At 60.1% G+C, this 25,861-nt stretch carries 22 protein-coding genes and 1 pseudogene; 9 read left to right on the top strand and 14 right to left on the bottom strand.

The window, feature by feature from the left end:
• Positions 1 to 709: 709 nt before the first annotated feature.
• The 4 genes and pseudogenes from G9X68_RS27505 to G9X68_RS27490 form a co-directional block, all read right to left on the bottom strand.
• Entirely contained in the window at positions 710 to 931 is a 222-nt protein-coding gene (locus G9X68_RS27505; RefSeq protein WP_017992210.1) for a hypothetical protein, read from the bottom strand.
• A 211-nt stretch (positions 932 to 1,142) separates the two neighbouring features.
• Entirely contained in the window at positions 1,143 to 1,349 is a 207-nt protein-coding gene (locus G9X68_RS27500) for a hypothetical protein (RefSeq protein WP_168311566.1), read from the bottom strand.
• 62 nt (positions 1,350 to 1,411) lie between these two features.
• The gene (locus tag G9X68_RS27495; protein WP_018497060.1) at positions 1,412 to 1,651 is read right to left on the bottom strand and encodes a DUF982 domain-containing protein; all 240 of its coding nucleotides are present in this window, start codon (positions 1,649 to 1,651) and stop codon (positions 1,412 to 1,414) included.
• Positions 1,652 to 2,007: 356 nt separating this feature from the next.
• Positions 2,008 to 2,652: pseudogene (locus tag G9X68_RS27490) on the bottom strand (family 4 glycosyl hydrolase); the annotation flags it as partial.
• A gap of 786 nt (positions 2,653 to 3,438) precedes the next feature.
• On the opposite strand from G9X68_RS27490, the gene G9X68_RS32435 reads away from it, so the two are divergent.
• Together G9X68_RS32435 and G9X68_RS27480 are read left to right on the top strand one after the other, a co-directional pair.
• On the top strand, positions 3,439 to 4,194 hold the full coding sequence (locus tag G9X68_RS32435) for a CHAP domain-containing protein (RefSeq protein ID WP_425328650.1): 756 nt from the start codon (positions 3,439 to 3,441) through the stop codon (positions 4,192 to 4,194).
• Entirely contained in the window at positions 4,187 to 5,428 is a 1,242-nt protein-coding gene (locus G9X68_RS27480) for a caspase family protein (protein ID WP_171605064.1), read from the top strand. Before G9X68_RS32435 ends, G9X68_RS27480 begins: the two co-directional genes overlap by 8 nt.
• A 616-nt stretch (positions 5,429 to 6,044) precedes the next feature.
• Here G9X68_RS27480 and melA (G9X68_RS27475) read toward each other — a convergent pair.
• The 6 genes from melA (G9X68_RS27475) to melA (G9X68_RS27450) all read right to left on the bottom strand — a co-directional run bounded on the left by melA (G9X68_RS27475) (position 6,045) and on the right by melA (G9X68_RS27450) (position 15,117).
• On the bottom strand, positions 6,045 to 7,415 hold the full coding sequence (gene melA, locus G9X68_RS27475) for an alpha-glucosidase/alpha-galactosidase (RefSeq protein ID WP_171605063.1): 1,371 nt from the start codon (positions 7,413 to 7,415) through the stop codon (positions 6,045 to 6,047).
• Positions 7,416 to 7,437: 22 nt separating this feature from the next.
• On the bottom strand, positions 7,438 to 9,105 hold the full coding sequence (locus G9X68_RS27470; protein WP_171605062.1) for an ABC transporter ATP-binding protein: 1,668 nt from the start codon (positions 9,103 to 9,105) through the stop codon (positions 7,438 to 7,440).
• A gap of 10 nt (positions 9,106 to 9,115) precedes the next feature.
• A complete protein-coding gene (locus G9X68_RS27465) occupies positions 9,116 to 10,252 on the bottom strand; it encodes an ABC transporter permease (protein WP_171605061.1) in 1,137 nt (378 codons plus the stop codon).
• 1 nt (position 10,253) lies between these two features.
• Positions 10,254 to 11,261 carry an ABC transporter permease gene (locus G9X68_RS27460; protein ID WP_017957903.1) on the bottom strand — a complete coding sequence of 336 codons (1,008 nt, stop codon included), beginning with the start codon at positions 11,259 to 11,261 and terminating at the stop codon, positions 10,254 to 10,256.
• A 177-nt stretch (positions 11,262 to 11,438) separates the two neighbouring features.
• On the bottom strand, positions 11,439 to 13,526 hold the full coding sequence (locus tag G9X68_RS27455) for an ABC transporter substrate-binding protein (RefSeq protein ID WP_171605060.1): 2,088 nt from the start codon (positions 13,524 to 13,526) through the stop codon (positions 11,439 to 11,441).
• Between the two features lie 124 nt (positions 13,527 to 13,650).
• The gene (gene melA, locus G9X68_RS27450) at positions 13,651 to 15,117 is read right to left on the bottom strand and encodes an alpha-glucosidase/alpha-galactosidase (RefSeq protein ID WP_171605059.1); all 1,467 of its coding nucleotides are present in this window, start codon (positions 15,115 to 15,117) and stop codon (positions 13,651 to 13,653) included.
• Between the two features lie 60 nt (positions 15,118 to 15,177).
• Between melA (G9X68_RS27450) and G9X68_RS27445 the strand changes: the two genes are divergently transcribed.
• Positions 15,178 to 16,203 (top strand): AraC family transcriptional regulator, encoded by a 1,026-nt coding sequence (locus G9X68_RS27445; protein WP_171605058.1) that lies wholly within the window; start codon positions 15,178 to 15,180, stop codon positions 16,201 to 16,203.
• 19 nt (positions 16,204 to 16,222) lie between these two features.
• On the opposite strand, the gene G9X68_RS27440 is transcribed toward G9X68_RS27445, so the two are convergent.
• Positions 16,223 to 17,284 (bottom strand): class I SAM-dependent methyltransferase, encoded by a 1,062-nt coding sequence (locus tag G9X68_RS27440; RefSeq protein ID WP_171605057.1) that lies wholly within the window; start codon positions 17,282 to 17,284, stop codon positions 16,223 to 16,225.
• Positions 17,285 to 17,535: 251 nt separating this feature from the next.
• Here G9X68_RS27440 and G9X68_RS27435 point away from each other — a divergent pair, with 251 nt between their 5' ends.
• From G9X68_RS27435 to G9X68_RS27410, 5 genes are all read left to right on the top strand, one after another.
• The gene (locus G9X68_RS27435) at positions 17,536 to 17,856 is read left to right on the top strand and encodes a helix-turn-helix domain-containing protein (protein WP_129419404.1); all 321 of its coding nucleotides are present in this window, start codon (positions 17,536 to 17,538) and stop codon (positions 17,854 to 17,856) included.
• 3 nt (positions 17,857 to 17,859) lie between these two features.
• On the top strand, positions 17,860 to 18,120 hold the full coding sequence (locus G9X68_RS27430) for a hypothetical protein (RefSeq protein ID WP_171605056.1): 261 nt from the start codon (positions 17,860 to 17,862) through the stop codon (positions 18,118 to 18,120).
• 9 nt (positions 18,121 to 18,129) lie between these two features.
• Entirely contained in the window at positions 18,130 to 18,369 is a 240-nt protein-coding gene (locus G9X68_RS27425; RefSeq protein ID WP_017957896.1) for a hypothetical protein, read from the top strand.
• A gap of 304 nt (positions 18,370 to 18,673) precedes the next feature.
• A complete protein-coding gene (locus tag G9X68_RS27415; protein WP_171605054.1) occupies positions 18,674 to 21,235 on the top strand; it encodes an FAD-dependent oxidoreductase in 2,562 nt (853 codons plus the stop codon).
• Between the two features lie 377 nt (positions 21,236 to 21,612).
• Positions 21,613 to 23,133, top strand: a complete 1,521-nt coding sequence (locus tag G9X68_RS27410; protein WP_171605053.1) for a mechanosensitive ion channel family protein — start codon at positions 21,613 to 21,615, stop codon at positions 23,131 to 23,133.
• A 73-nt stretch (positions 23,134 to 23,206) separates the two neighbouring features.
• Here G9X68_RS27410 and G9X68_RS27405 read toward each other — a convergent pair whose 3' ends face one another.
• The 3 genes from G9X68_RS27405 to G9X68_RS27395 all read right to left on the bottom strand — a co-directional run bounded on the left by G9X68_RS27405 (position 23,207) and on the right by G9X68_RS27395 (position 25,125).
• Entirely contained in the window at positions 23,207 to 23,431 is a 225-nt protein-coding gene (locus G9X68_RS27405; protein ID WP_171605052.1) for a hypothetical protein, read from the bottom strand.
• Positions 23,428 to 24,180, bottom strand: coding sequence for a COG4280 domain-containing protein (locus G9X68_RS27400; RefSeq protein ID WP_171605051.1), 753 nt, complete (start codon positions 24,178 to 24,180; stop codon positions 23,428 to 23,430). Before G9X68_RS27400 ends, G9X68_RS27405 begins: the two co-directional genes overlap by 4 nt.
• Positions 24,181 to 24,387: 207 nt before the next feature.
• Complete coding sequence (locus G9X68_RS27395) at positions 24,388 to 25,125, bottom strand: phosphatase PAP2 family protein (RefSeq protein ID WP_171605050.1); 738 nt, start codon at positions 25,123 to 25,125, stop codon at positions 24,388 to 24,390.
• A 191-nt stretch (positions 25,126 to 25,316) separates the two neighbouring features.
• Here G9X68_RS27395 and G9X68_RS27390 point away from each other — a divergent pair, with 191 nt between their 5' ends.
• On the top strand, positions 25,317 to 25,859 hold the full coding sequence (locus G9X68_RS27390) for a hypothetical protein (RefSeq protein ID WP_171605049.1): 543 nt from the start codon (positions 25,317 to 25,319) through the stop codon (positions 25,857 to 25,859).
• The last annotated feature ends 2 nt before the right edge of the window (positions 25,860 to 25,861 follow it).

The following is a 25,861-nucleotide window of genomic DNA, read 5'->3' as shown; positions in this document are numbered from 1 at the left end:
TAAGTCTTGCAGATTTGCCAGGCAAATCTGCGGGAGGGTTGGCTGAAACGGGCCGGCTGATCGACCGGCCGGCTTGGCCGTAGAGCCGGGCTACGACGCGCGCCGGCCGATCGACCATCCGACTCCGTTTGAGCCAACAGAATGCTTCAATCTAACCCGGAAAGGCTCTAGGGACTTGCGTCAGGGCGTTCACCAGCAGCACCCACATCTATGTCAGCGTGCTGGGGAAAGATGCCTCGCCGAGCGACTATCCAGTCAGAGGCTTGAAGAGGCCGTATCGCTACTTACCGCCAGCTAACCACGCGCTTGCCATTGTAGGTGATTTAACGGAAAATCCTCGGCATGGCCCTTGAGGCCTGGGCAGCCTGCCATGATCGGAGAACGCCGTGCCTCTGAAAAACATTTTGGCCGCAGCAGCAATCGTCTTCATGACACTCTCAGGATGCGCAACTAGCGGATCGGACAACACAACCTATGCACAGCCGCAGGGGATAGGCCCAGTTCGCGGTGAGATGGGCGGTTACTAGCCCATCGAGAGTGTTTCGACCGCTTTAGAAACACAGCCTGGCTGTTTGCGACGAACCAACCTCGGCGCTCGATCCGATATCATCGTCGCTGTCCGCGGAGGAAGGCATGACGATGATGCCGGGCCGCAGCCGACGTGGCAAATACAGAGGCATAGATTCCGTGCGCAGTAGGGCTTTAAGCTTCAATATTGTCGAGCATCGAATTCTTCAATCGTTTCGGGGTCCTGCTTATATTCCCATTGCACACCGTTCAGCCGACGCCAGATTTGTCCCGATGGGTTTCGGGCGGCGGCGTCGACGAGTGGCACCGGGAGGAGTGTCTCGTGCTTGTGCCAGAGGGTGACGTCAGTGACGTTGGCCTGCTTGGGCTTCCGGAACAGATTGAAAAGGAGTGCGAAGTCCATTGGCCGATTTTCTCCAAGGGACTCAACTATAGGGACATTTTAGGTACTTTCAAGTACCATAATTTTGAGAACCCAGCGCACGGAAGATATCGGCACCACTGCTCACGAGTAGCATGCGTCACCGATCGAACAAAGGTCAGCTAGGGGCCCGATTGCGAACGCGCCAAAGAGGCCTCTGAGGTAGCACAGACGTCTCCAATTCTAGAAGCGCCTACATATCCGCGTTGTCGTTGAACGGCAGTCCGCGAGTTCTCCATTCGTCCCTCAGTATATCTTCCAGATCCTCGACGGTGAATTCGTCGAAGTTTGCCCAGAGCTGCACGGCCAGCGCCTTCAAATTCGACGTTGTTTCTGGGTCAGCTTCGGCTGCCGCGGCAAGCCGATAGATTTCCTGGCGGAGTGCATCACCCTCTGTCATGTCGCTCCTCATGGCACTGCGCCAGCGCCTCTGTTCAATGGCAGGCACGAATAAGGTAATCCCTAAGTTTGTCGCAGGATGCCGGCCTCCTTCGCCGCAGCCTCAAACGCAGCTCGCGCTTCCGCACCGGGAACAACGCCATTCGCCGCGTCCAGGCATACCTTCCGCGCTGTCGCGTAGCTCGCGCTTCTATTGTCGGGCCAGGATTTCTTCAAAAATGCGACCGCCTCCCGAGCGCTCCTGATGACGTGAAAACGATCATCTATCTTCAATTCGACGTTCGCATCCCAAATGCTGATCATGGCGTCCTCCGTGGGGCAGGCTTCCCACAAACGTATATTAGCAAGATCTGTTCCAAGCGGACGATCCGGCCGGAATTTTGGCAGCAGCATGAGGCTCTTTCGTTTTAACCCACAACCGCTCGCGATAGCCGTCGCTGTTGCGCTGCGTCCTACCGCCGTCCTTCGAAAGCTTCGCCTTATGTTCGGTGAAGCGCCGTCGATTTGGCTCTGAAGGTGCATTCAAGAAAATGGCGAAGGATGTCGATCCGGCCATGCTGAGTCACGTTCCCAAATCGCAAAACGCCCCATCCCCACGCAAAGAGCCCCGCGGTTGTTGCCACCGCGGGGCTCCTTGACGCCTCACCCGGGAGAGGGGGTCAGGCGGCCTGTACCTTGCGGGCCGTCCGTGCCCATTCGGGCAGCCAGTCGCCGTGGGTGGCGAGCAGATCGTCGACCAGCGACCAGATCTGGTCGAGGTCGAGTTCGGCGGCCGTATGCGGGTCCATCATCGCGGCGTGGTAGATGTGCTCGCGATTTTCCGTCATCAGCGCCTGCACCGTCAGTTCCTGCACGTTGATATTGGTGCGGATCAGCGCGGTCAGCTGCGGCGGCAGGTCGCCGATGAAGGTCGGCTGGATGCCGGAGGCATCGACGAGGCAGGGCACTTCGGCAGCGCAATTGGCAGGCAGCGAGGTGATGCAGCCATTGTTGCGGACATTGCCGTAGATCACTGAGGGTTCGCCGGTCCAGACCGAGTTGATGATCGAGGAGGCATATTCCTTCGAAGGCTTGACCTCGATCTTGTCGGCCGAACGATAGGCCTCCGCCTGCCCTTTCCAGCGCTCGATCTGCTCGATGCAACGCTTCGGATATTCATCGAGCGGAATGCCGAATTTCTCGATCAGGTCCTCGCGGCCCTCCTTGATGAAATAGGGCGTATATTCGGCGAAATGCTCCGAGCTTTCGGTGACGAAATAGCCGAGCCGCGTCAGCATCTCGTAGCGCACCTTGTTCGGGCAGCGCTGCTGCCTCTGGCGCGTGCGCCGCGATGGTCGCTCATTTTCCTCCGAGCGGATTCCCGACGGAGACCGTGCAAATGTGGCGATCGGCTCCGGACGCAAAGGCAGAGCGTGTGATGGTGGCCCTGCAGGTGAAGCTCGTGCCCGACCTTGATACTTCGATCGTCTGACGCACCATGCGGCCCCTGCGATCGCGCCACCCCCTAGCCAATCCGTTCTGAGTCCATCTGAATGGGGTTGCCCCACCAGAATTATCGGAGCCGGGCGTTATTTCATGCCTTGCTGTTCGCCCTTTACCCGCCGCATTAACACGGACGAAGAGCCGTCCCCTTGATGATATATAAATTTCCTGTTTCCACACAATCTTCCCCGTCCTACGTCTCCCATGAACCACTTCCGTGTACTGCAACACAATCGAGTGGCCTTTCAGTTGCGCTTGAAGATCGCTTTGACCACCGGCCTTGACTGGCATAGTTAAAACAAGGAGAGCGCTCGCAATAGATATCAGTCGCATAGATACCCCCCGGCCTCTTCCTGGTTTTGCGATAGATCTCTTCAGCCGCTAGGAAGTGTTTTTCTCCATCAGAGACGATAGCGCCGACCTTTAATGCTGAAGACAAGCAATAGAGAAGGCCGGTAGTGGGGCATCAGGTGCCAAGCAAAACCGACAGGCTCCGGAGCTTTATTATCATATTCTAATTCCCGACTAAATAGGGTATGATTGCCTAATTATTCGCACTGGTTGTAGTTGACAGCTTCGCGAGACGGCTCAGCTGCACTCAGCTTCACATGGGGGGGATATCCATGCGTACGCGTCGAACGTTTCTCGTGCAATCGGCATTGGCCTTAGTGACGACTGTTTCCGCCAGGGCAGATGACAGCTGGGAGGCTTTGCTCAAGGACGCAATCGGCGACGCAAACCCGATTACGCTTGGTCGGATCATTCCGCCTGCATCCTCACCGCTTTGGAAGGAAGCACATGATCAACTTGATGAAGCACGAAAGGGTCTGCGTCCATATGACATCGCCAGATATTTCGTCACGTCGCTTCCCCCCAAGTTTCAGATCGCATGGCCCGAGCCAAATCCTGCGCGTCCCACTCTTGCGAACCCTGTGATCGTTCTATTCTTTGCTTCTACAAGAACTCAGCCCGGCGGGGACAAAACGCCTTGGTGCTCAGCCTTTGTGAACTGGTGTCTTCAGAATGCTTCACCAGCGATATTGGGAACGAATAGCGCTGCGTCACAATCGTTCGTCAAAAATGTAGGCTGGGGCACAGAAGTGTGGAACAAGAGGGATAGATGGCCACCAACTGCGGCTAGACGTGGCGACATTGCCGTCTTCACGAATAGATCGGATCCTGCCCACGGACACGTGGCGTTTTTCGACCGCGCGACTCCTCGTCAGCCGCACCATGTAGACGTGTTGGGGGGGAACCAGTTCAATAGGGACGGTCTGCATACCTTCAACGTAAAGTCGCTCAACATCAAGAACGAACTAGAACTTGTTTCGATTCGTACAACGATAGGCCTGCGAGATGGATGAACTCCATTCCCTGAGCCTCGTCGTTCTGCGGATTGTCCTGTTTCTGGGTGTCTGCAGCTCTTCTGCATGGGCCCAAAATTTCGAAATGACTTGGAGCGTCCCGCCTCAATATCGAACCCCGGGAAACGGCTCCACCGCGATGATCATCAAGGATTCGAATGGTGTTGCCAGGACGATATACGATGAAAGCTATGCTGTGCTCATCATCCAAGGGCAATATTCAAACGGCTGGTCACCAACCGTTGCACAGGGAGAGCGGAGCGCTTCCATCTTGAGGAAAGCACTTGAAGCTCGCGGTTATCACGTGATGATCTGGCGCGACTTGAAGGGGCAGCAATTCCAACTCCTACTGAGTGAAATACTATCGAACATAGGGTATCGGAACCAAACTCGCCTTTTATTTTACTACTTCGGTCATGGTACCTCACTAGGGACATCCGATGACGATGCGGGGACACGGACTTTCTTGGTTCCCGTGGACGCTGGCGATCCCAGCACTAATCCTCAAGGATTTTACAGATCCGCAATTCCGATTTCGCGGCTGACTGAACTTGCCTCCGCGATGACCATCAAGCATGCCTTCTTTGCGCTTGAAGCGTGTAATGCCGGCGGGATTTTGTCCACGCTTGGTTTGCCGCCGCCACCGAATGCGATGGGCTATATCTTCGGTGAAAACGTCAAGAAGCATGTCCGGCAATTCCTGACTGCCGGCAACGAGCAGCAGGAGGTTCCAACGGGCGTATTTAGCGCGTTGCTTGTTGGCGCATTCGACGAGGGAAGTCGAAATGATGATGGTTACGTTACCGGATCAGATGTGATCTCCTATGTGACACGTCATAGCCCACAATTTACCAAGGATTTCCCACTCAACCCTTCATATGGATTTATACCGCCAGCAGGGGGCGGTGACATGGTGATCGGTCCCTCACTTGCCAAGCTGCACGAGTCAAACCAAGGGGATAGCCCACCGGTCGTCGTGGACAGGCCGATCGCGAACGGGGCGGTGAACGGTATGAGACCTGCTGAGCCGGAACCAGCAGCGCCATCCGCGAAGCAGAAGCCATCTTCGACAATGCCGCAAGGCCAAGCCGGACCGCAAAATCCGGTAAAGCGCAAGACGCGCATCGTCTCTCAGTCCGCGCCTCCGAAGTCGCTCCGCGGCAACGGAAACGTCAGCACACCCAGATCATCAGGAAAGTGCTTTAAGTTTAATGGCCAGACCTTTTGCGAATAGATATGAACGCATCTTTCTGAAGCACAGGTAGTATCCACTGCAGCGGCGACGTACCGACAGAAGTCTGAAAACCTGCTCTGGTTTTTGGAGGAGCTATGACTACTTGATGCTTTCGTTGCTCGCATTCCTGCTGGTGAGTATCTATGCGGGGCGGAGCATGCTCCTGCGAGTTCGCAAACGCCAGTGAAACAACCGGTGTATTTTCACGAGCTATACGTGCACCGGAGATCAGCAAATCCGAGCTGAAGCGGCTAGCGAGTAGATGAACTGGGGTGCGCGAGTCCATGTTTCGCGCCGCGCGCCTTGCAGATAGTCTGAGTTCGGCCTCATGTCGGTCGTCTGCCGCCTGCGTAGCGACGTCCGCTCTATTGCACTTTGTGGACGAAGCCGCGCCCATCGATGCATGCCCGGTCCAGGCAAGCGCGACGACTTCTTGCATGACCGACAAGTGGGCGCGCAGTAGCAGGGCGCTGTGGCCGCCGGACGACTAGTTCGAAGTCGGACAACGGCGACACGACAAGCACGCCGCGATTACAATAGCGGTCGTTCCAGTCGCAAAAAACCCCGCGGTTGTTGCGACCGCGGGGCTTCTTAACGCCTCACCCGGGAGAGGGGGTCAGGCGGCCTGTACCTTGCGGGCCGTGCGTGCCCATTCGGGCAGCCAGTCGCCGTGGGTGGCGAGCAGATCGTCGACCAGCGACCAGATCTGGTCGAGGTCGAGTTCGGCGGCCGTATGCGGGTCCATCATCGCGGCGTGATAGATGTGCTCGCGATTTTCGGTCATCAGAGCCTGCACCGTCAGTTCCTGCACGTTGATATTGGTGCGGATCAGCGCGGTCAGCTGCGGCGGCAGGTCGCCGATGAAGGTCGGCTGGATGCCGGAGGCATCGACGAGGCAGGGCACTTCGGCAGCGCAATTGGCAGGCAGCGAGGTGATGCAGCCATTGTTGCGGACATTGCCGTAGATCACTGAGGGTTCGCCGGTCCAGACCGAGTTGATGATCGAGGAGGCATATTCCTTCGAAGGCTTGACCTCGATCTTGTCGGCCGAACGATAGGCCTCCGCCTGCCCTTTCCAGCGCTCGATCTGCTCGATGCAACGCTTCGGATATTCATCGAGCGGAATGCCGAATTTCTCGATCAGGTCCTCGCGGCCCTCCTTGATGAAATAGGGCGTATATTCGGCGAAATGCTCCGAGCTTTCGGTGACGAAATAGCCGAGCCGCGTCAGCATCTCGTAGCGCACCTTGTTCGGGCAGCGCGGGTTCCAGCCGGGCTTCGGCGCCCTGCCCTCGCGATAGGCGCGCAGCAGGTCGGGATAGAGATTGCGGTAGGACCCATCAGCCTGGCGATGCTCGAATTTGAGATAGAAGGCCATGTGGTTGATGCCGGCCGCGCGGTAACGGATCTCCTCGTAGGGAATGTCGAGGTCGTGGGCCAGTTCCATCGCCGTGCCCTGCACCGAATGGCAAAGGCCAACCTGGCGGATGGTCGGATATTTCTCGGCGATTGCCCAGGTGTTGATCGCCATCGGGTTGACATATTGCAGCATGATCGCCTCGGGGCAGACGGCGAGCATATCCTCGCAGACCTTCCAGAGATGCGGCACGGTGCGAAGCCCGCGCATGATGCCGCCGACGCCGAGCGTATCGGCGATCGTCTGGCGCAGCCCGTATTTCTTCGGCACCTCGAAATCGGTGACGGTGCAGGGCTCATAGCCGCCGATCTGGAAGGCGACGACGACGAAATCGGCGCCCGCAAGCGCCTTGCGCTGGTCGGAATAGGTCTCGGCCTTCGCCTTCACGCCGAGCGTCGAGATCAGCTTGTTGACGACGATGGCGCTTTCTTCCAGCCGCTGCGGGTTGAGATCCATCAAGGCGATCGTCGCGCCCGACAGGGCCGGACGCTGCAACACGTCGCCGACGATGTTCTTCATGAAGACGGTGGAGCCTGCTCCGATGAACGTGATTTTGGGATTTGCTGCCATTATAACCTCCGGCATTCGGCAATCATGCTACCTCGAAAGCGGCCTTGACGAGCCGTTCGGTGTAGGCGGTCTTGGGATGGGTGAGAACTTCGTTGACAGGGCCCTCTTCGACGATCTTGCCATGCTGCATGACGATGACGCGATGGCAGAGAGCCCTGACGACCTTGAGATCGTGGGAGATGAACAGGTAACTCAGGCCACGCTCGTCCTGCAGCTTGCGCAGGAGTTCGATGATCTGCGCCTGGACGGAAAGATCGAGCGCCGATGTCGGCTCGTCGAGCAGGATGAATTCCGGCTCCAGCGCGATGGCGCGGGCAATGGCGATGCGCTGGCGCTGGCCACCGGAAAATTCGTGCGGGAAGCGCGACAGGATATTGCCCGGCATGCCGGCGGCAATCAGCGCTTCGCGCACCCGGTCCTGCCGTTCGGCCTTGGTGGCGCCCAGCCTGTTGACGACGAGACCTTCCTCGATGATCTGGCCGATCGTCATGCGCGGGTTGAGCGATGAGAAGGGATCCTGGAACACCACCTGCATGCGGGCGCGCAAGGGCCGCATCTCGGCCCGGGAAAGGCCGTGGATCGGCTGATGGTCGAAATGGATCTCGCCGCTCTCGGGCGTGTTCAACCGCAGGATCGCCTGGCCGAATGTCGTCTTGCCGGAACCGGATTCGCCGACGAGTCCGAGCGTCTCGTGACGGCGCAGCGTCAGGTCGAGGCTGTCGACGGCGACAAGCTCACGCATCGCCGGCTTGAGAAAGGTACCGTGACGCATCATGAAGGAGACGCGCACGCCCTTCGCTTCGAGGATGACGTCCGATCCCTCCGGCAGCGGATTGGCCTGGCCACGCGGCTCGGAGGCAAGCAGATGCTTGGTGTAGACGTCCTGCGGATTGGCAAAGAGAGCTTCGGTGGTGTTGTGCTCGCGCACTTCGCCCAGCTGCATCACATAGACGTAATCCGAGAACTGCCGCACGACCGTTAGATCGTGAGTGATGAGGATGACGGCCATCCCCAGTTCCTTCTGCAGGTTGCGGATCAGGTTCAGGATCTGCGCCTGCACGGTGACGTCGAGCGCCGTCGTCGGCTCGTCGGCAATCAGCACGTCGGGGTCGTTGGCAAGCGCCATGGCGATCATCACGCGCTGGCGCTGGCCGCCGGAAAGCTGATGCGGATATTGCATGAGCCGCGCGGCGGGATCGGGGATCTGCACATGTTCGAGCAGTTCGAGCGCCCGCTTTTGCGCATCCCTCTTGCTGATCCGGCGATGCACGCGGATCGCCTCGACGATCTGGCTGCCGATCGTATAGATCGGATTCAGCGAACTCATCGGCTCCTGGAAGATCATCGAGATGCGGTCGCCGCGCAGCTTGCGGCGCGCCCGCTCGGAGAATTTCAGGATATTGCTGCCATCATAGGCGACCGTCGATTTCTCGGAAACGACGGCGCGCTTCGACAGGAGCCCCATCACCGTTCGCGCCGTCACCGATTTGCCGGAGCCGGATTCGCCGACGATCGCGATCGTCTCGCCGCGATAGAGCTGAAAGGAGACATCCTTGACGGCCTCGACCATGCCGTCCTCGACCTTGAAATTCACGGCCACGTTGCGGGCGTCGATGACCGGCGTGTCCGAACGGCCATCATGATCGTGGCGGACGGGCGGGGCGAAGGAATTGACCAGTGCAAGAGCCATCTTCATCACCTCAATAAGGATCGACCGCGTCGCGCAGTCCGTCGCCGAGCGCATTGAATGCGAAGACGGTGACGAGCACGAAGCCGACGGGGGAGAGAATCCAGGGATAGGATCCGATGACGGAATAGGTCGCCGTGTCCTGCAGCATCAGCCCCCAGGAGATCAGCGGCGGCTTGACCGCAAAGCCTAAGAAACCGAGAAAGGATTCGAGCAGCACGACGCTCGGTATATGCAGCGTCACCGCGACGATGACATGGCTCATCACGTTCGGGAAGATATGCTGCATGATGATGCGTGTATCGGTGGCGCCGACGGCCATTGCCGCCCGGACATAATCGATGCGGGCGAGCGCCAGCGTCTTGCCGCGCACCTCGCGCGACATCTGCGCCCAGCCGAGCGCCGACATGACCACGATGACGAAGGCAAGGAAGACGTTGGTCGGCGCCGTCACCGGGATCAGTGAGGTCAGCGCCAGATAGAGCGGCAGTTGCGGGAAGGCGAGCACCAGTTCGACGAAACGCTGCAGCCAGACATCGAATGTGCCGCCGAAATAGCCGGACACCATGCCGACGGTCGTGCCGATGATGGTGACGATGAAGACCACCGTCAGCGCAATCGTCAGCGAGATGCGCGAGCCGATGATGGCACGCGACAGCACGTCGCGGCCGAACTTGTCGGTGCCGAGGAAATGCACCGGCTGGCCGTCGGTCGAGCCGAAGAAGTGCCGGTTGGCCGGGATCAGGCCGAAAAGCCGGTATTCGGCGCCCTTGACGAAGAAGCCGAGCAGCCGCGGGTTGTCGTAGTCGATGCCGACGATCGGCTGGAAGGTGACCGGGTCGAGCTCTTCGGAATCCGACAGCGCATAGACGCGCGGCTGGAAGACGAAATTGCCGTCCTTGTCGTGGAAGCTCATCATCTGCGGCGGCGCGAAGCCGACATCGGTCGCCTTCGGGTCCATCGGCGCAAAGAAATCGGCAAAGATCGCCATCAGGAGCAGCAGCACGACGAGCACGAGCCCTGCCATGCCGGTCCAGGAGCGTCTAAGCCGGCGCCAGACAAGGGCGATATAGCTTTCATGCCCACGCGATGGCTTGGTGATGGAAAGTTCCGTCGTCGGCGGAGGCGGCGCGGAGTCGAAAGCCAACATCTCAGGCTCCTCCATATTGGCGGACACGCGGATCGAGCAGAGCAAGAAGCATGTCGGCGATGATGTTGCCGACGATCAGCGTCGCCGACAGCACCATCATGAAGGTGGCGGTGACATAGACGTCGCCGACCGCCATCGAGCCGACGATCGCCGGGCCGACAGTCGGCAGCGCAAAGATGATGGCGGTTTCGATCTCGCCGGTCAGCATGTAGGGCAACACGACGCCCTGGTACATCACCAGCGGATGCAGCGCGTTCGGCACCGCATGGCGCATCACTACCGCTCCGCCGGAAAGGCCCTTGGCCTTGGCCGTCTCGACATACTGGGCATTCAGCGTATCGAGCAGATTGCCGCGCATCACCCGCATATTGTAGGCGAGCCCGCCGAAGGTAGCGATCGCGACGACCGGCCAGACATGGCTGACGAGATCGACGAATTTCGCCCAGGACCAGGGCGCCCCGCCATATTGCGGCGAGAAGAAACTGCCGATTTCGGTGACGTTAAGCTGGAAGACCAGGAGATAGACGATGATCAGCGCCATCAGGAAGCGCGGCACCGTCATGCCGAGGAAGGAAATTCCCGAAAGCAGGCTGTCGATCCAGCTGTATTGGCGCGTTGCCGCCCAGATGCCGAAACCGATGCCAAGCACCGAGGCGAAGAGGTGGCAGACGAGCGCCAGAAGCAAGGTCCGCGGCAGGCGTTCGCCGACGACGTCGGCCACCGGCTTGTTGTAGAACATGCTGTAACCGAAATCGCCGCGCGTCACGATTCCGCCGATCCAGTTGACGTACTGGACGACCAACGGCTTATCGAGCCCGTGTTCGACGCGGTAAGCCTGCGCCTGCGCTTCGGCCTGCGCATAGGAGGCGCCGCCCTGGTTGATCAGCTGGGAGCGAATGTAATCGGCATAGTCTCCGGGTGGGGCTTGGATGATTGCGAAAGTCACCACGCTCAGGATGAAGAGAATGGGGATCGCAGAGGCTATGCGCACGAGCAGGAATCGTAACATCAGACGGTTCGCTTCTCCTTGCCGCCAGTCGCTCCTTCTCAGCGCGGCCGGCTCGTTGGTCATATCAGGCCGCGCGCGTCACGCGCGGCCCGGAACTCACTTCAGCTGGGAGGGAGCTCTCCAGCGCGTCGCATCACATGCGACGCGCTTTGACTCTTTGTTTCCGGGCGGCATGCATCAGTTTATGGGACCCTTCTCGCCGGGTTTGCCGGGCAGCTGCTGCGGGAACAGCTCGTATTTGCCCTGCTTGTCGGCGGCCACCCACAGGCGTTCGCGGATGATCGAGTCTTCAGCCCAGTTGAACATCATGATCGGCGTGCCCTGCGGCACGTTCGAGAACCGCTTGTTGATGATCAGCGCGCCTGGATATTCCGTCAGGCCCACCGTGTTGACGTGCTCGGTCGAGATCTTCTGGTACTGCTTCATCAGGTCGACGCGCTCCTCGTTGCTCTGGCTCGTCCTGAACTTGTTGACGACGTCGATAAGCTCCTGTTCGAAGGGCATCAGATCGAGCTGGTCATCCTTGCCGGCGCGGTGGTGCCAGCTGGTGCGCGGACCGACAGGGGCGAGCTGTTCGGTGTTCTGCACCACCGACGACAGCTCCGTCGTGTTGCGCTGGATCAGCCAGTCGAAGCGGCCGGCATAATGGGCGTCGTCACGCTTGGCCCCGTCGAGCGCATTGATGACGATCTTTAGGCCTAGCTTCTCCATCTGGCCGACGACACCTTCGGCAAGGCTCTTGTCGGTCGTGTACTGATTGTTGATCAGCATGACGATTTCAACATCCTTGCCGCCTGCCTTGCCGGCCGGGAAGTTCACGATGCCGTTGCCATCCGTATCCTTGAGGCCGGCCTTGGCGAGTTCGGCCTTGGCGCCCTCGAGATCAAAGGGATAGTAGACGGTCGAGTTGCGGTCGTAGAAGCTGGTGCCGGAGGAGAGCCCGCCGGGATAGATCGCGGTGAACGGTCCCTTGACCAGCGAGTCGCCGATCGCCTTGCGGTCGAGCGCCATGGTGACGGCCTTGCGGAAATCTTCGTCGCGGTTCAGCTCGCGGATCGCCTGGCCGCGCTCGTCCGGATTGCCCCAGCCATTGGCGGAAAAATTCATGCGAAGATTGTAGCCGATGAGGCGCGGGCCGAAGGCGAGACGGGCGGGTGCGGTCGTTTCCGCGGCTCGCTTCAGCGAGGCGACGAAGTTTTCCGGCTGCTCGAGGTTCGAGATGTCGGCGGATCCGGCCACGGCTTGAACGTCGCGGTCGGCCCAGGTCGAGAGCTTGTAGTGCAGCTCGTTCAGATAAGGCAGCTGATTGCCCTTCTCGTCGACCTTCCAGTAATAGGGGTTGCGGCGCATGACGATGATGTCGTCGGAGCGATATTCCACCGGCACCCAGCCTCCCATGACCGGCATGTTCATGAACTCCGGCGGGAAGGCGTTCTTGAACTGGTCGTAGGTATTCTTCGAATATTTCGGATGCTTCGGCTTCAGGATATGCGACGGACCCGGGCAGAAGTTCGGGTAGGACATCGTATAGAGATATTGCTTCGGGAAAGCCTCCTTGAAGGTCCATTCGACGGTGTAATCGTCGACCTTCTTCAGCGTCGTTCCGGCGCCGAAGGCTTCCGGCGAGGCGCCGCCGCCAAGCGGCGAGACGTTCGGGTCGATGACTTCGTCTTCCCAGTAGAACATGATGTCGTCGGCATTGAACGGCGCGCCGTCGGACCATTTGGCGCCTTCGATCAGATGCATGGTCAGCTTATGGCCATCTTCAGACCAATCCCAGCTCTTGGCGAGATTCGGCAGCGGCTCGGTGTCGGAGGCCTGCACCTGGAATAGCGGCGCGGTACGCGTCAGGCATTCGGAAAGGCCGATATCGATGCCGCCCCAGCCCTGCGTCTGGCCGGCGCCGTAGTTCCAGCCTTCCGGACGGCCGCCGATGACGTGGCGCATCGTATCGCCGTAGACACCGATGCCGTCCGGCATATTGCCTGTCTTAAAAACCAGCGGCTCCTTCGGCAGGCGATCCTTGACGGGCGGCAGCTTGCCGGTGGAGACGAAATTCTTCGTGACCCAGTCGGGCTCGTGATATTCGGGCAGCGCCTTGAACTCCAGGATGGAGTCGCGCGCCACATACTTGATCTTGCCTTCGGCGGGAAAGTCCGCCGGTGCCGGTGGGATGGTTGGCTCGAAGGCATAGGCATTCAGCGCCGCGGCTGAGACGCTGAGCGCCAGACCGGCCAGGATGCCTGCGTTACGGAAATTCATCATCGTTTCTCCCTCTTGTTCCGGAGCGCGGGGTGCGCGGCTCCTTTTTCCTCGAACGACATGAAAGCGGGCCTGACGCCATGGATTTCCCTCCCGGAAACCCATGACGACCCATCCTTCAAGAAAATCAGACGGCCTGTTTCAGCGCCGCCTTTTCCGCGCGCAGCTCCTCGATCGAGCGAACGTTGCGGCGTGCTGCCCCCGCCCAGTCGCGGGTCTGCACCTTCGATTTCGACAGCCGCTCCTTGGCGGCCGGTACGGCGTCGGCATATTGCGGCAGCCAGCGCGCCTGGGCAACGACCATCTCGTCGACCATCTGCCAGACCTCTTCCGGCGTCGAGACGGCGCCGACCAGCGGATCATGCAGCACGGCAAGCTTCAGAAGGTCGATGTCGCCCGATATCGCCGCATGCACCGACATGCGCTGGACGTTGATCGAGGCGATGCAGGTCGCCGCGCAAGCTTCCGGCAGGGTGACGCCGGAGACCATGTTGATGCCGAAGCGATCGACGAAGCCCGGCGATTCGATGATCGCATCGGACGGCAGGTTGGTGATGACGCCATTGTTCTTGACGTTGAAATGGCCGCGATAGACCCGGTTCGTTTCCAGCGCCTCGAGGATATGGCTTGCATGTTCGTTCGAGCGCTTGGCGGGATCGATCGGCTTTGCGGCGGATTCCAGGAATTGCGGATATTCGGTCTCGAACCAGTTGCGCGTTTCGGTGGAATGGCGGAGATAGCCGCCGGTCTCGCCGTGGATCCAGTCGGACATGTCGATCCAGCGGGTGATTTCATCCGGCCGCTTGCGATACCAGGGCAGGTATTCCGAGAGATGGCCGTTGCTTTCGGTGGAATAGACGCCGAAACGCTTCAGCACGTCGATGCGCAATTTCTCCTGCTGCGAATAGACCGGATGCGCCTCGAAGCCGGCGACCAGTTCGTCCTTGCCGATCTTGCGGCCATTGAGGCGCAGGTCGATGAACCAGGTCTGGTGGTTGATGCCGGAGCAAATATAGTCGAGCTCGCTCAGCGACTTCGCGCCGAGCACCTCGGCGATCTGCTCGGCGCCATGCTGGACGCCGTGGCAGAGACCGACGGTGTCGACCTTGCCGTATTCGATCGCCGCCCAGGTGTTCATCGCCATCGGGTTGGCATAATTCAGGAATTTCGCGCCGGGTTCGGCGACCTCTCTTATATCCTTGCAGAAATCGAGAATGACCGGGATATTGCGCTGGCCATAGAGGATGCCGCCGGCGCAGATCGTATCGCCGACGCATTGGTCGATGCCGTATTTCAGCGGGATTCTGATATCATCGGCATAGGCCTCGAGCCCACCGACCCGGACGCAGCTGATGATGTAGCGCGCGCCTTCCAGCGCCTGGCGCCGGTTGGTGGTCGCCGTCACCTTCGTCGGCAGCCCGTTCGCCTCGACGACGCGGTCGAGGATCGCCTTGATCATTTCCAGATTGTGTTCGCTGATATCGGTCAGTGCAAACTCGATGTCGCGGAACTCCGGCACGCACAAGATGTCGGTGAACAGCTTCTTGGTGAAACCGACGCTGCCCGCACCGATGATAGCGATTTTGAAACTCATGATCTTCACCTCGACCCAATCGAATGCTAAGGAAAAGAAGGCCATGGAGGATCAGGCCACATGCCGACGCATGTGGCTGAAAACGCCGCAAAATCTGCCTTTTTCCTCCCGGCCGCTCTGTCGACCGTGGTCTCTTCCTCTTGTCGAGCGGGATTATGCCCGAAATCGGCAGGGCGACCAGAGAAGGATTATGCTTTCAGGGGTAATTTTGTGCTGCAGGATTTGATCGCCAACGGACAGTCGATGAGGACGGTGTCGCTGCCCCGCGGCCGCCAGCGTTTGCATGCCATGCCGACCAGCGCCGGCTATGAAGTGCGCGAGAACGAGACCTATGACTGGGACGGCCGCCGGCGCGGCCAGACGCCGTTCACCGTGCTGCAGCACACCATCAGCGGCAGCGGCCAGCTGCGCTACCAGCACCGCAACTATCGGCTTCAGGGCGGCGACACGCTGCTCGTCCTGGTGCCGCACAATCATCGCTACTGGCTGGAGAAAGGCGACCGCTGGGAATATTTCTGGATCTCGATGAATGGCGAGGAAACCTTACGCATCCACCAGATGGTGCTGTCGACCGCCGGCCCGGTGCTGAAGCTGCAGCCCTCGACCATCGATCATCTCGCCGATTGCAGCCTGCGCCTCGTCAAGGGCGCGACGTCGCCGGGTGCGGCCTCGGCGATCGCCTATGAAGCGGCGATGGCGCTTTACGACGACGTCTTCGGCTCGCCGGCCTTTGCCGCCGAGCTTAGCCTCATGCAGCCGGTGATCGACCATATCAATGCCAATCTCGAAAAGCCGCTGCCGGTCAGCGAGCTTGCCGGCATCGTCGGCCTCAGTCGCGCCCATTTCTCGCGCAGCTTTGCCGAGAGCGAGGGCATGCCGCCGGCCGAATTCGTGCTGCAGCAACGCCTGCAGCGCGCCGTCAAGCTTCTGACCAAGGCCGACTTCCTGCCGGTCAAGGAAGTCGCCATCATGTGCGGCTTCGAGGACCCCAACTATTTCTCCAAGGTCTTCCGCCGCGTCTACGGCACCAACCCCACCGAATTCCGCACGACCGGCATGTATGCCAGCATCGGCAAGCTGAGATAGCTGGTTATCCCAAGTTGCCTCAGGCCCGGACTTCAAACACCATATTGAACGGCGTTTCCGTGGCGCGACGGAAATGCGTGAATCCGGCGTCGAGTGCGACCTTTCGAAGTTTCATTTCTCCCGCCTGCGCGCCGAGCCCGAGCCCCACCTCCTGGGAGAGCGATGCCGGCGTGCAGATCATCGTCGACGCGCCGTAATAGACGCGGCCGACCGGGTTGAGATTGTCCTTGAGTTGGTCATGGGCAAAAGGCTCGACGATCAGCCACGTGCCGTTCGGCCCAAGCGTTTCCTTGACATGCCGGCCGGCCCCGACCGGATCGCCCATGTCGTGAAGGCAATCGAACATGGCGACCATATCGTAGCCGCGCCCCGGAAATTCCGCCGCCGAACCCTGCTGGAAGGTCACACGGTCGGCAACGCCCGCATCCTTCGCGGCGGCCTTTGCCCTTTCGATCGACGGGCCGTGATAGTCGAAGCCGGTAAAGCGGGACGCGGGATAGGCCTGCGCCATCAGGATGGTCGAGGCACCATGACCGCAGCCGACATCGGCGACACTGGCGCCGGCCTTGAGCTTTGCCTCAACCCCGGCAAGAGCCGGTATCCATTCGGCCACGAGATGGCTGTTGTAGCCCGGGCGAAAGAACCGTTCGGTGCCTCGGAAAAGGCAGGTGCTGTGCTCATGCCAACCAAGCCCCTTGCCGGTACGGAAGGCATCGGCGACCTTTGTCTCGTCCATCCACATGGATTGCACGACCTCGAAGGCGCCGACGAAAAAGGCCGGGCTGTTTTCCTCTGCAAACACCATCGCCTGCTCCGGCGTCAGGCTGAAACGATCGGTCTTTTCATCGTAAGCGACATAGTCGGCAGCCGCCTGGGCGCTCAGCCATTCCCTGAGATAACGCTCCTTTATCCCCGTTTTCACGGCAAGGTCCTGGACACTCATCGGCGTTCCGTCGGCCATCGCCTTATAGATTCCGACCTGGTCGCCAAGCACGACCAAGGCACCTGACATGGCGGCGCCAACGTCGCCAACAAGACGACCGACAAGCGCATCGAGTTTTTGCATATCTGGCTCACGCATTATTACCTCCCGGGCGCCTGATAAAGGTAAGCTAAATTAGTCTTTAATAATATTCAGTCAATCAACCTAGTCGTTCGATAGATGAGCGCGGAGTATTATGGTCGAAAGACTGGAATAGGCGGGGTCCATTCCAGCGCTCACTAACATGCTGTGCCGTCATGCAGCTGCTCTCATCATTGCTTGTATCGAGATTGCGTTTTTAATATAATCTGCCCGAGGCAGAATCACACTTTTGATGCAAGGTTATTGTTTTGTGCCTATCTTCCGCTCAATGCCGCGCTGCTCGTGCCCTTTTGGCATGGTCGCAGGACGATCTGTCATCGGCCTCGAAAGTCGCTAAGGCGACGATTGCTAATTTCGAGGCCGGGAAGCGCTCTCCCTACGAACGGACCCTTCAGGATATGAAACACGCCCTGGAGGGCGCAGGCGTTGTATTCATCCCTGAAAATGGCGGGGGTGCGGGCGTTCGCCTCGCAAAACGCGCCGATGCCTCGATCGACACGAATGAGACCGAGACGGTTCAATATGAAGAATATCTCGAAAACGACGCACCGCCCGGTGCGGGTGGCTGAATGATGGCAAAAAAAGAAAAGCTCGAACACTCCGAACTGGCGGGAGAATTCACCGAGGACGGGATCACCGTGCTCGTCGATATCTTCCGCACATCGGGCAGCAATGAGGACTGGACGATGGAGGTGGTCACGCAAGCGGAGGACCTGATCCGCTGGGACGAGCCATTTCCGACCGACCGGGATGCCTTCGACGAATTCCTGGCCGTCGTCGCCCGCGACGGCATTCGATCGTTTCTCGAAGATGGAGAGCCATCCGTGCATTGAGGGTATCCCGTGAAAAGCATCAATGATCTCGTCGCATCGGCGAAAACCGTCTGCGATCGATACCGGGCCGGGCGGATGGAGCGCGAGACCGTGCGGGAATGGGTTCTCGGACTTGGCGCCTATCCGCCGCCGCATGGTGACCGCGTGCGCGAAGCTGCCGAATGGTTCCGGCTGCACAATCGCGAACCTGTTTCCGAAGACATCGTGCTGGTCGACATCGACCGACTTGCAGCGATTGCAGCGCCGTGATCCCGGGGCGGGCGGACGAGCCAATGCAAACGCCTGCCCATATCCGGTCGTCGCCGCTTTGCCTAACCGTTCGATCCGGGCTGACGCAATTACGCCGGGACTCGGCGGCGTAGGACCAATGACGATCATGAGCCTTATGCATAATAGCCCATCGCAGCTTCCATGCGGAAAGGTCTAGGGGTTCCGCAGCTTCGGCAAATGTGACACCCTTACCAGGCTGACATGGCTCCTGCATCTGACGCGCGAAGCGTAAGTCAAGCGCGGCTAAATAATTCAATTCGTGCGGAAGCAGAAGGAACAGCACGTGGCAGCATTTCCCGAAAAGGCAAAGGTCGTCATCATCGGGCTCGGCGGTATCGTCGGCGCCTCCATCGCGCATCATCTCGTCGAGCGCGGATGGGACGATATCGTCGGCATCGATAAGTCGGGCATACCGACCGATATCGGCTCGACAGCCCATGCCTCGGACTTCTGTTACACCACGAGCCACGACTATCTGTCGGTCTGGACCACGCAATATTCGATCGATTTCTATGAGAAGATGGGCCACTACGCGCGCATCGGCGGTCTCGAAGTGGCGCGCACCGGCGACGATACCTGGATGGAGGAAATCAAGCGCAAGCTTTCCTCGGCACGCGCTTTCGGCACGCGCGCCCATTATGTCAGCCCTTCCGAGATCAAGGAGAAATTCCCGCTGATCGAGGAAGATCAGGTGATGGGCGGCCTTTACGATCCGGATGCCGGCCTCGTCATTCCGCGCTCGCAGACCGTTGCCGGCAAGCTGGTCGATGCCGCCGAAAAGGCAGGCAAGCTCAAGGTGTTCGGCAACACGCCGGCGAAGTCGCTGATCGTCGAAGGCGGCCGCATCAAGGGCGTCGTCACCCATCGCGGCACTATTATGGCCGACCACGTCATCGTCTGTGCCGGCCTCTGGGGGCGCCTGATCGCGGAGATGGTCGGCGAAGACCTGCCGGTCATGCCGGTCGACCACCCGCTTACCTTCTTCGGTCCGTATAACGAGTTTGAAGGCACCGGCAAGGAAATCGGCTTCCCGCTGCTGCGCGACCAGGGCAACTCCGCCTATATGCGCGATACCGGCGACCCGGCGACGACGGAGGGCGGCCAGATCGAGTGGGGCTATTACGAAGCCACCAACCCGCGGATGTGCCATCCGCGCGAGCTCCTTGAAAAACACGAAGCCCGCCTTTCGCCCTCCCAGCGTGATCTCGAGATGGAACAGATCATCGAGCCGCTCGAGCGCGCCATGGAACTGACGCCGATCCTCGGCGAACTCGGCTATAACGAAGGTCACTCCTTCAACGGCCTGCTGCAAGTATCCGCCGGCGGCGGCGCATCCTGCGGCGAGAGCCAGAAGGTGCGCGGTCTCTGGTATTGCGTTGCCATCTGGGTCAAGGACGGCCCGGGCTATGGCAAGCTGATCGCCGACTGGATGACCGATGGCCGCACTGAAATCGATCACAACAGCATCGACTACGCCCGCTTCTATCCGCATCAGTTGACCGAAGAGTTCATCGAGGGCCGCTGCTACGAAGCCGCCCAGAAGATCTACTTCCCGGCCGTTCACACCCGCGAACCCTATGCATCCGGCCGCAACGCCAAACGCTCGCCCTTCTACGAGCGCGAAAAGGAGCTAGGCGGCTACTTCATGGAACTTGGCGGCTGGGAGCGTGCACACGGCTACGCCGCCAACGAGCACCTTCTGGAGAAATACGCCGACCGCGTCCCGCTTCGCGAGAATGAATGGGACAGCCGCCATTTCTGGCGCGTGTCGAATGCCGAGCATCTGGCGATGAGCGAGGATTGCGGCATCGTCAATCTCAGCCACTTCCACATGGTCGATATCGAGGGACCGGACCATGTCGAGCTGATGGAATGGCTGTGCGCCGCCAAGATCGGCGGCGATGCAAACATCGGCAAGGGCATTTACACCCACTTCCTCGACGACGAAGGCATGGTCCGCGCTGACTTCACCGTCTTCCGCATGGCCGACCGCTGCCGTCTCGTCAACGGCGCTGATGCCGGCCCGCGCGACCTACACTATATGAAGCGCGTCGCCGAAGACCGCGGCCTTGACGTGACCATCACCGACGTCTCGGAAAAATTCGTGACGATCGGCATCTGGGGTCCGAACGCGCGCGACACGCTGAAGAAGGCCGTGGCCGATCCGGCCGGCCTCGATCAGGAAAACTTCGCCTTCGCGGCGATCAAGCCGATCGAAATCGCAGGCAAGCCCGTCACGGCCTTCCGCATTTCCTATGTCGGGGAGCAGGGCTGGGAACTGCATATGAAGTACGAAGACGGCCTCGTCGTCTGGGATGCACTGCGCTCGACCGGCGTGATGGCCTTCGGCGTAGAAACCTATGCGAACTCGCGCCGCATGGAAAAGAGCCTACGCCTGCAGAACGCCGACCTCCTGACCCAGTACAACCTGATCGAAGCCGATCTCGCCCGTCCAAAGGTCAAGGAAGCCGATTTCCGCGGCAAGGCAAAACATCTGGAATACAAGGCGCGCGAGCACCAGCCGGCCATGCTCTGCACGCTTGTGATGACCGAGAATACCGACAAATCGGGCGTAAAGCGTTATCCCGTCGGCAACATGCCGGTTGTCGATCCCGCCACGGGAGAGGTCCTGGTCGACGAGCTTGGCCGTCGGTCCTACACGACCTCGGTCGCCTACGGCCCAACGGTCGGAAAGAACATTGCTTTGGCCTATCTGCCCTGGTCGTATTGCCAGGTCGGACGCAGGCTGAATGTCGAGTATTTTGCCGAGACCTATCCGGTGGAGGTTGTCGGCGTCGGGTACAAGCCGATCTATGACCCAGAAAATCTGAAGCCGCGCACCTGAGCACATCGGCCCGAAATCGGAGTCGATTTCCGGAAACGTGCGAGGATTGAAAGTGTTACAGCGCCGCGTGTCTTAAAAGACGCGCGGCGCTGTAAGCGCTCCAGCGCTTGTGACGCCGCAAGGATGGGGCGCCACAGACATGACGTTGATCGTCAGCGCCACGCTGAACGGCGGCTCGGTGGGGGTCGCTGGTGACCCGGATCCGTCACCTGTTCGCTTCCGACGCTCTGGGTGCTGGCACTATTTTACGGTTGCCTCGCAGTCGGATTGGAAGTCAGGATGCGGCGAAGCCATCATCAGAATTCAAGGGGGAGGCATGATGTTGACCGAAAGCCGCTCACACTTTTCGGCATCACGCTCTGGCGAGTGGACAGTCGATGCTTGATAATCCCACATGGTCCGGAGTGCTTACCGATCCTGTCGTCCAAGCCGGGACGTTGGCCGTGGTCGGTGCGATCGTCACGCGCATAGCGCTTCGGCCCTTCCCGAGCTGGAAGCTCGCCGGCCAGGTGTTTTTCTTCGCGGCACTCACCGTCCTGCTGCTTTATCACGACATCGTACCCTACGAAGTCGGGCCGGCGACGGCTTCGACCTTCGAACGCGTCTTCATCGCCCTTGCCAAGGTGGTCTGGTGGATCAATGCCGCCTGGGCGCTAATCGCCTTCGTCCGCGTCTTCCTGATCTTCGAACGCCAACCGCGCGAAGGTCGCCTCGTTCAGGATCTGGTCATCGGCCTGATCTATCTCGGCGCGATCCTCTCGGTGGTCGCTTATGTCTTCAGCTTTCCCGTCGGCACGCTGATCGCCACATCGGGCGTCTTTGCCATCATCCTCGGCCTGGCGATGCAAAGCACCCTGAGCGACGTCTTTTCCGGCATCGCGCTCAACCTCGGCCGTCCCTATACGATCGGCGACTGGATCGTGCTGAATGACGGTATCGAGGGCCGCGTCGTCGAAACCAACTGGCGCTCCACCCATCTGCTGAACGGCTCGAACGACCTCGTCGTCCTGCCCAATAGTTTTCTGGCCAAGGTCGGGCTGACCAACCTCAGCAGTCCCGACCGCAGTCACGGGGCAACGCTGACGGTCCGCGTCGTGCCGACGATCGGGCCATCGGCGATCATCGACGTCATGCGCGCCGTGCTCTTGAGCAGCGGCTCGATCCTGACTGAGCCGAAACCCGGCGTGCAGATCAAATCGCTGACATCAGATGCAGTGGAGCTGGAACTCTCCTTCCGCGTCAAGGATATCGGCCAGACGGGGCCGGCGAAGAACGAGATTTTCGATCTCATCTACCGCCATATCAAGGCTGCCGGCCTCACCTTGGCACGGCCGCTCGACGCCGCTGGCCCACCGCCCGACCAGTTGCAGCCGGAAGAGGTGGTGAAGCCGCACCGGCCGACGCCGCTCAAGCTTCTCGACGCCATCCCGTTGTTTTCCTCGCTGACCGAGGACGAGAAGGAAACGCTGGCTGCCTCCATGACCCGGCGGACCTACAAAAAGGATTCCATCCTCATCGAGCAGGGCGATACGGTCGCATCGCTGATGATCGTGCGCAGCGGCGCCCTCGTCGCGACACGGCAGGAAGGCCATAAGGAAATCGAACTCGGCCGGCTGGCGCCGGGCGATTATTTCGGCGAAAGCGGACTGCTGATCGGCGTCGGCGAAGCCGCCAGCCTGCGGGCGCTGACCTTCGTCGTCGTCTACGAGATCGCCCAGGCAAGCCTGACGCCGCTGCTGCACGACCGGCCCGGCATCGCCGAAGAGCTTGCCGCCACCCTCTTACGCCGTATCGAGACCGGCCAGCACTCTTTCGCGGCCGAAGGCGCCACGTTGCACGGCCGCTCGGTGAGCTCGCTGGTGACGCGCATCCGCCACCTGTTCCAGGTGCCGCAATAGCTGCCCTAAATCAAAGAAATGCATGATGTCGTTCGAAAGCCGCTTCACACTTTTCGGCATCACATGCTCCGGACTATTTCCGCTGAAACTTCCTCCGCGCCGCGCGCGCCACGCTCTCGGCGAGGATCAGCAGGCAGCCGAGGAGAAGCAGGGCGGCGGCGAGCAGCGCGTCGGCATGGGCGAATTTTACCAGCACGCCGACAAGGGCGATCAATAGCAGCGCCGCCAGCGCCAGCGCGCCGTCGTCGATGAACATGCCGAAGAATTCCCTGAACACGAGTTTGAGAATATTCGTCATGCGGCGACCTCGGCATTGGCGTTGAAATACTGCCGCAGCATCCGGACTGCGGCGAAAGAAAAGACGGCGAGCACGGCAAGGATCGCCAGGAGCGAAAGGTCGGCGCCCGGCCACTCGGCGCCGATGCCCTCGCCGACCCAGAATATGCCGAAGGCGCTGAGCAGCAGCCCGACGACGAATTTGAGGCTGTTCTCCGGAACCGCCGAGAGCGGTTTGTGGACGAAGAGGCCGATGATCAGCACCAGCAGGCAAGCCGCGGCGGCCCCAAGGCTGGCATAGCCGATCATGCCATGTCCGGCGCCGGTGGCGATAACGATGAACACCACTTCGATCCCCTCGAGCAGCACGGCCTTGAAGGCCGCAATGCCCGCCAGTAAATTCGCGCGGCGCTCTGAGGATTGGCGCCTCAGACTATCCGTCTCGGCCGCAAAGGCCTTGTCCTCGTCGTGCAGCGCGATGATGCCCGAAGCCCTGAGGATCGCCTTGCGCAACCAGCGCAGGCCGAAGAGAACGAGCAGCGTTCCGATGACGAACTGCATCAGCTCGACCGGAATGAGGTGGAGCAATGGACCGAGCGCCAGCACAAGGATGGCCAGAACGCCGAGCGCCAGACCAGTGCCGATGAAGGCCGGACGCCAGCTTTGCGTGACGCCGACGGCGAGGATGATGGTGAAGGCTTCGACGACCTCGACGAAGGAGCCGAGAAATGCGGCCGTAACCGTCGAGGTGATCGTTGTCAGAGTTGCCATGGTTTTTGTCCATTATACCGACGGAGATCAAGGTCCTGTTGATGCCGCAACACTGTGCAACAGCTGCATGAAGGGGAAAAGGCGTGCGCTGCTAAAGATTGTGCATGAAGGGCATTGAAGCATGAGATTGAAAATCTGGAAGCGGATCGGCCCTGATCGGCATCCCCTATCTCTCCGCCGTCACGCCATGGACGAGACTTGGGAGAGCTATCTGCTGTCGCCGTTTCCAGCCTCGGCGGCACCATCTGGCGCGCGGCTTGGAACGAACCGTTTCGAGATCAGCCAGCAGCCAAGTGCCCAGAGTGCGCCGGCGCACCATCCGGCTAAGACGTCCGTGGGGTAATGGACCCCGAGATAGATTCGGCTCAAACCGACGATGACGGCAAGGAAGACGCCGGCGCCCATCACGAAGATCCGCGTCGAGGGATAACGCTGCGTTCGCGCCACGAGCGCCCCTAGCGTCAAGTAGGTCACCGCCGAGACCATGGCATGTCCGCTGGGAAAGCTGAGATCGCTCACTTCGACCAGATGCGGCACGATATCGGGACGCGGCCGGGCGACAAGGATCTTCAGTGTCGCGCTCGCCAGCCAGCCGGTCAGCACCGAGGAAAAGACGAAGATGGCGATCGGCCAGCGCCGGTCGAACAGAAGATAGATGGTGATCAGAGCCGTCAGCAGCGAGAGGACGGTGATGCCGCCGAGGGCGGTGATATCGTCGACGGCATGCGTCAGCCAGCCGGGGCCGATCGGCACGGCAAGATCGTCCGCACGTCTCAACGCCAGCAGAATCACCTCGTCGAAGCGAAAGGTCTCCCCTTCCAGGACTTCGCTGGTCAGCCGCTGGAGCACGAACAGTCCGCCCGCGATTGACGCGAGCGTAATCAGCGTCAGCGGTTCATAGGCGGTAAGCCTTGTCAGAAAACCTTGTCGTTGAACCTCAGTCATGCCTGCCGTCGAACTCCCGTTTCTCATGTCGGTCCCCGCCAGATTGGCAATGCGAAGCGAGGTTTCAAGACCTTACGGCATTCAAGAGCATTCCCGATTGTGGCCGCCGGCTGATATGGGCGCGCTCGGTAGCAAAAGCTCAACCTTCTTTTGCTATCGCTGGAGCCTATTGCGTTGGAGATGGTTTCGCGATGAAAATTCCGACAGTAATGGTTCTGATGGCAGCCGCGCTGCAGCCGGTCTCAGCCTTCGGCGAGACCGAATGGATCGGTGGCGCGAGACAATGGTCGGTCGGTTTCGCCAATGAGAGCCCGCATCCCTATTGCCGCCTGGTGTGGGACAGCGAGATCGGCAAGACCATGGAATTCCGCCAGAGCGCGACCGAGACGTTCTGGCTGGTCGCAAAGACCACATGGGACATTCCGGCCGGCACCAAGACCGAGGTGACGCTGACCGACCGTGCGGCGACGAAAGTAATCGCGGCCGATTTCTTCGACAAGAACACGCTTCGCCTCTGGGGTCCTGCCAGCAAGGGGAGCGCCGGACTGAAGAAGATCATCAAGAATTCCTTTGCCGGAATGCCTGACGTGCAGATCACCTTTGCCGGTGACGAAGGCGACTGGACGCTGCCGCTCTCGCGGGTGGAGCAGCTCTACCCGACCTTCGTCCTGTGCATCAAACGTCTCGAGGCCGGCGAAAAGCCAAAGCAGAATTCCGAAACCCAGCCGTTTTGAGG

The sequence above is a fragment of the Rhizobium changzhiense genome (assembly GCF_013087625.1).
Taxonomy (GTDB): domain Bacteria; phylum Pseudomonadota; class Alphaproteobacteria; order Rhizobiales; family Rhizobiaceae; genus Rhizobium; species Rhizobium sophorae.
The sequence above is the reverse complement of the archived record's forward strand: the minus strand, read 5'-3'. Positions and strand labels throughout refer to the sequence as shown.

Excerpts from the sequence above, each read along its gene's own strand:
- G9X68_RS27405 (WP_171605052.1), bottom strand. The coding sequence starts at position 23,431 with ATGACGAATATTCTCAAACTCGTGTTCAGGGAATTCTTCGGCATGTTC.
- G9X68_RS27400 (WP_171605051.1), bottom strand. The coding sequence starts at position 24,180 with ATGGCAACTCTGACAACGATCACCTCGACGGTTACGGCCGCATTTCTC.
- G9X68_RS27465 (WP_171605061.1), bottom strand. The coding sequence starts at position 10,252 with ATGTTGGCTTTCGACTCCGCGCCGCCTCCGCCGACGACGGAACTTTCC.
- melA (WP_171605059.1), bottom strand. The coding sequence starts at position 15,117 with ATGAGTTTCAAAATCGCTATCATCGGTGCGGGCAGCGTCGGTTTCACC.
- G9X68_RS27505 (WP_017992210.1), bottom strand. The coding sequence starts at position 931 with ATGGACTTCGCACTCCTTTTCAATCTGTTCCGGAAGCCCAAGCAGGCC.
- G9X68_RS27410 (WP_171605053.1), top strand. The coding sequence starts at position 21,613 with ATGCTTGATAATCCCACATGGTCCGGAGTGCTTACCGATCCTGTCGTC.
- G9X68_RS27495 (WP_018497060.1), bottom strand. The coding sequence starts at position 1,651 with ATGATCAGCATTTGGGATGCGAACGTCGAATTGAAGATAGATGATCGT.
- G9X68_RS27445 (WP_171605058.1), top strand. The coding sequence starts at position 15,178 with ATGCCGACGCATGTGGCTGAAAACGCCGCAAAATCTGCCTTTTTCCTC.
- G9X68_RS27480 (WP_171605064.1), top strand. The coding sequence starts at position 4,187 with ATGGATGAACTCCATTCCCTGAGCCTCGTCGTTCTGCGGATTGTCCTG.
- G9X68_RS27440 (WP_171605057.1), bottom strand. The coding sequence starts at position 17,284 with ATGCGTGAGCCAGATATGCAAAAACTCGATGCGCTTGTCGGTCGTCTT.
- G9X68_RS27390 (WP_171605049.1), top strand. The coding sequence starts at position 25,317 with ATGAAAATTCCGACAGTAATGGTTCTGATGGCAGCCGCGCTGCAGCCG.
- G9X68_RS27460 (WP_017957903.1), bottom strand. The coding sequence starts at position 11,261 with ATGTTACGATTCCTGCTCGTGCGCATAGCCTCTGCGATCCCCATTCTC.
- G9X68_RS27500 (WP_168311566.1), bottom strand. The coding sequence starts at position 1,349 with ATGACAGAGGGTGATGCACTCCGCCAGGAAATCTATCGGCTTGCCGCG.
- melA (WP_171605063.1), bottom strand. The coding sequence starts at position 7,415 with ATGGCAGCAAATCCCAAAATCACGTTCATCGGAGCAGGCTCCACCGTC.
- G9X68_RS27455 (WP_171605060.1), bottom strand. The coding sequence starts at position 13,526 with ATGATGAATTTCCGTAACGCAGGCATCCTGGCCGGTCTGGCGCTCAGC.
- G9X68_RS27470 (WP_171605062.1), bottom strand. The coding sequence starts at position 9,105 with ATGGCTCTTGCACTGGTCAATTCCTTCGCCCCGCCCGTCCGCCACGAT.
- G9X68_RS32435 (WP_425328650.1), top strand. The coding sequence starts at position 3,439 with ATGGGGGGGATATCCATGCGTACGCGTCGAACGTTTCTCGTGCAATCG.
- G9X68_RS27430 (WP_171605056.1), top strand. The coding sequence starts at position 17,860 with ATGGCAAAAAAAGAAAAGCTCGAACACTCCGAACTGGCGGGAGAATTC.
- G9X68_RS27395 (WP_171605050.1), bottom strand. The coding sequence starts at position 25,125 with ATGACTGAGGTTCAACGACAAGGTTTTCTGACAAGGCTTACCGCCTAT.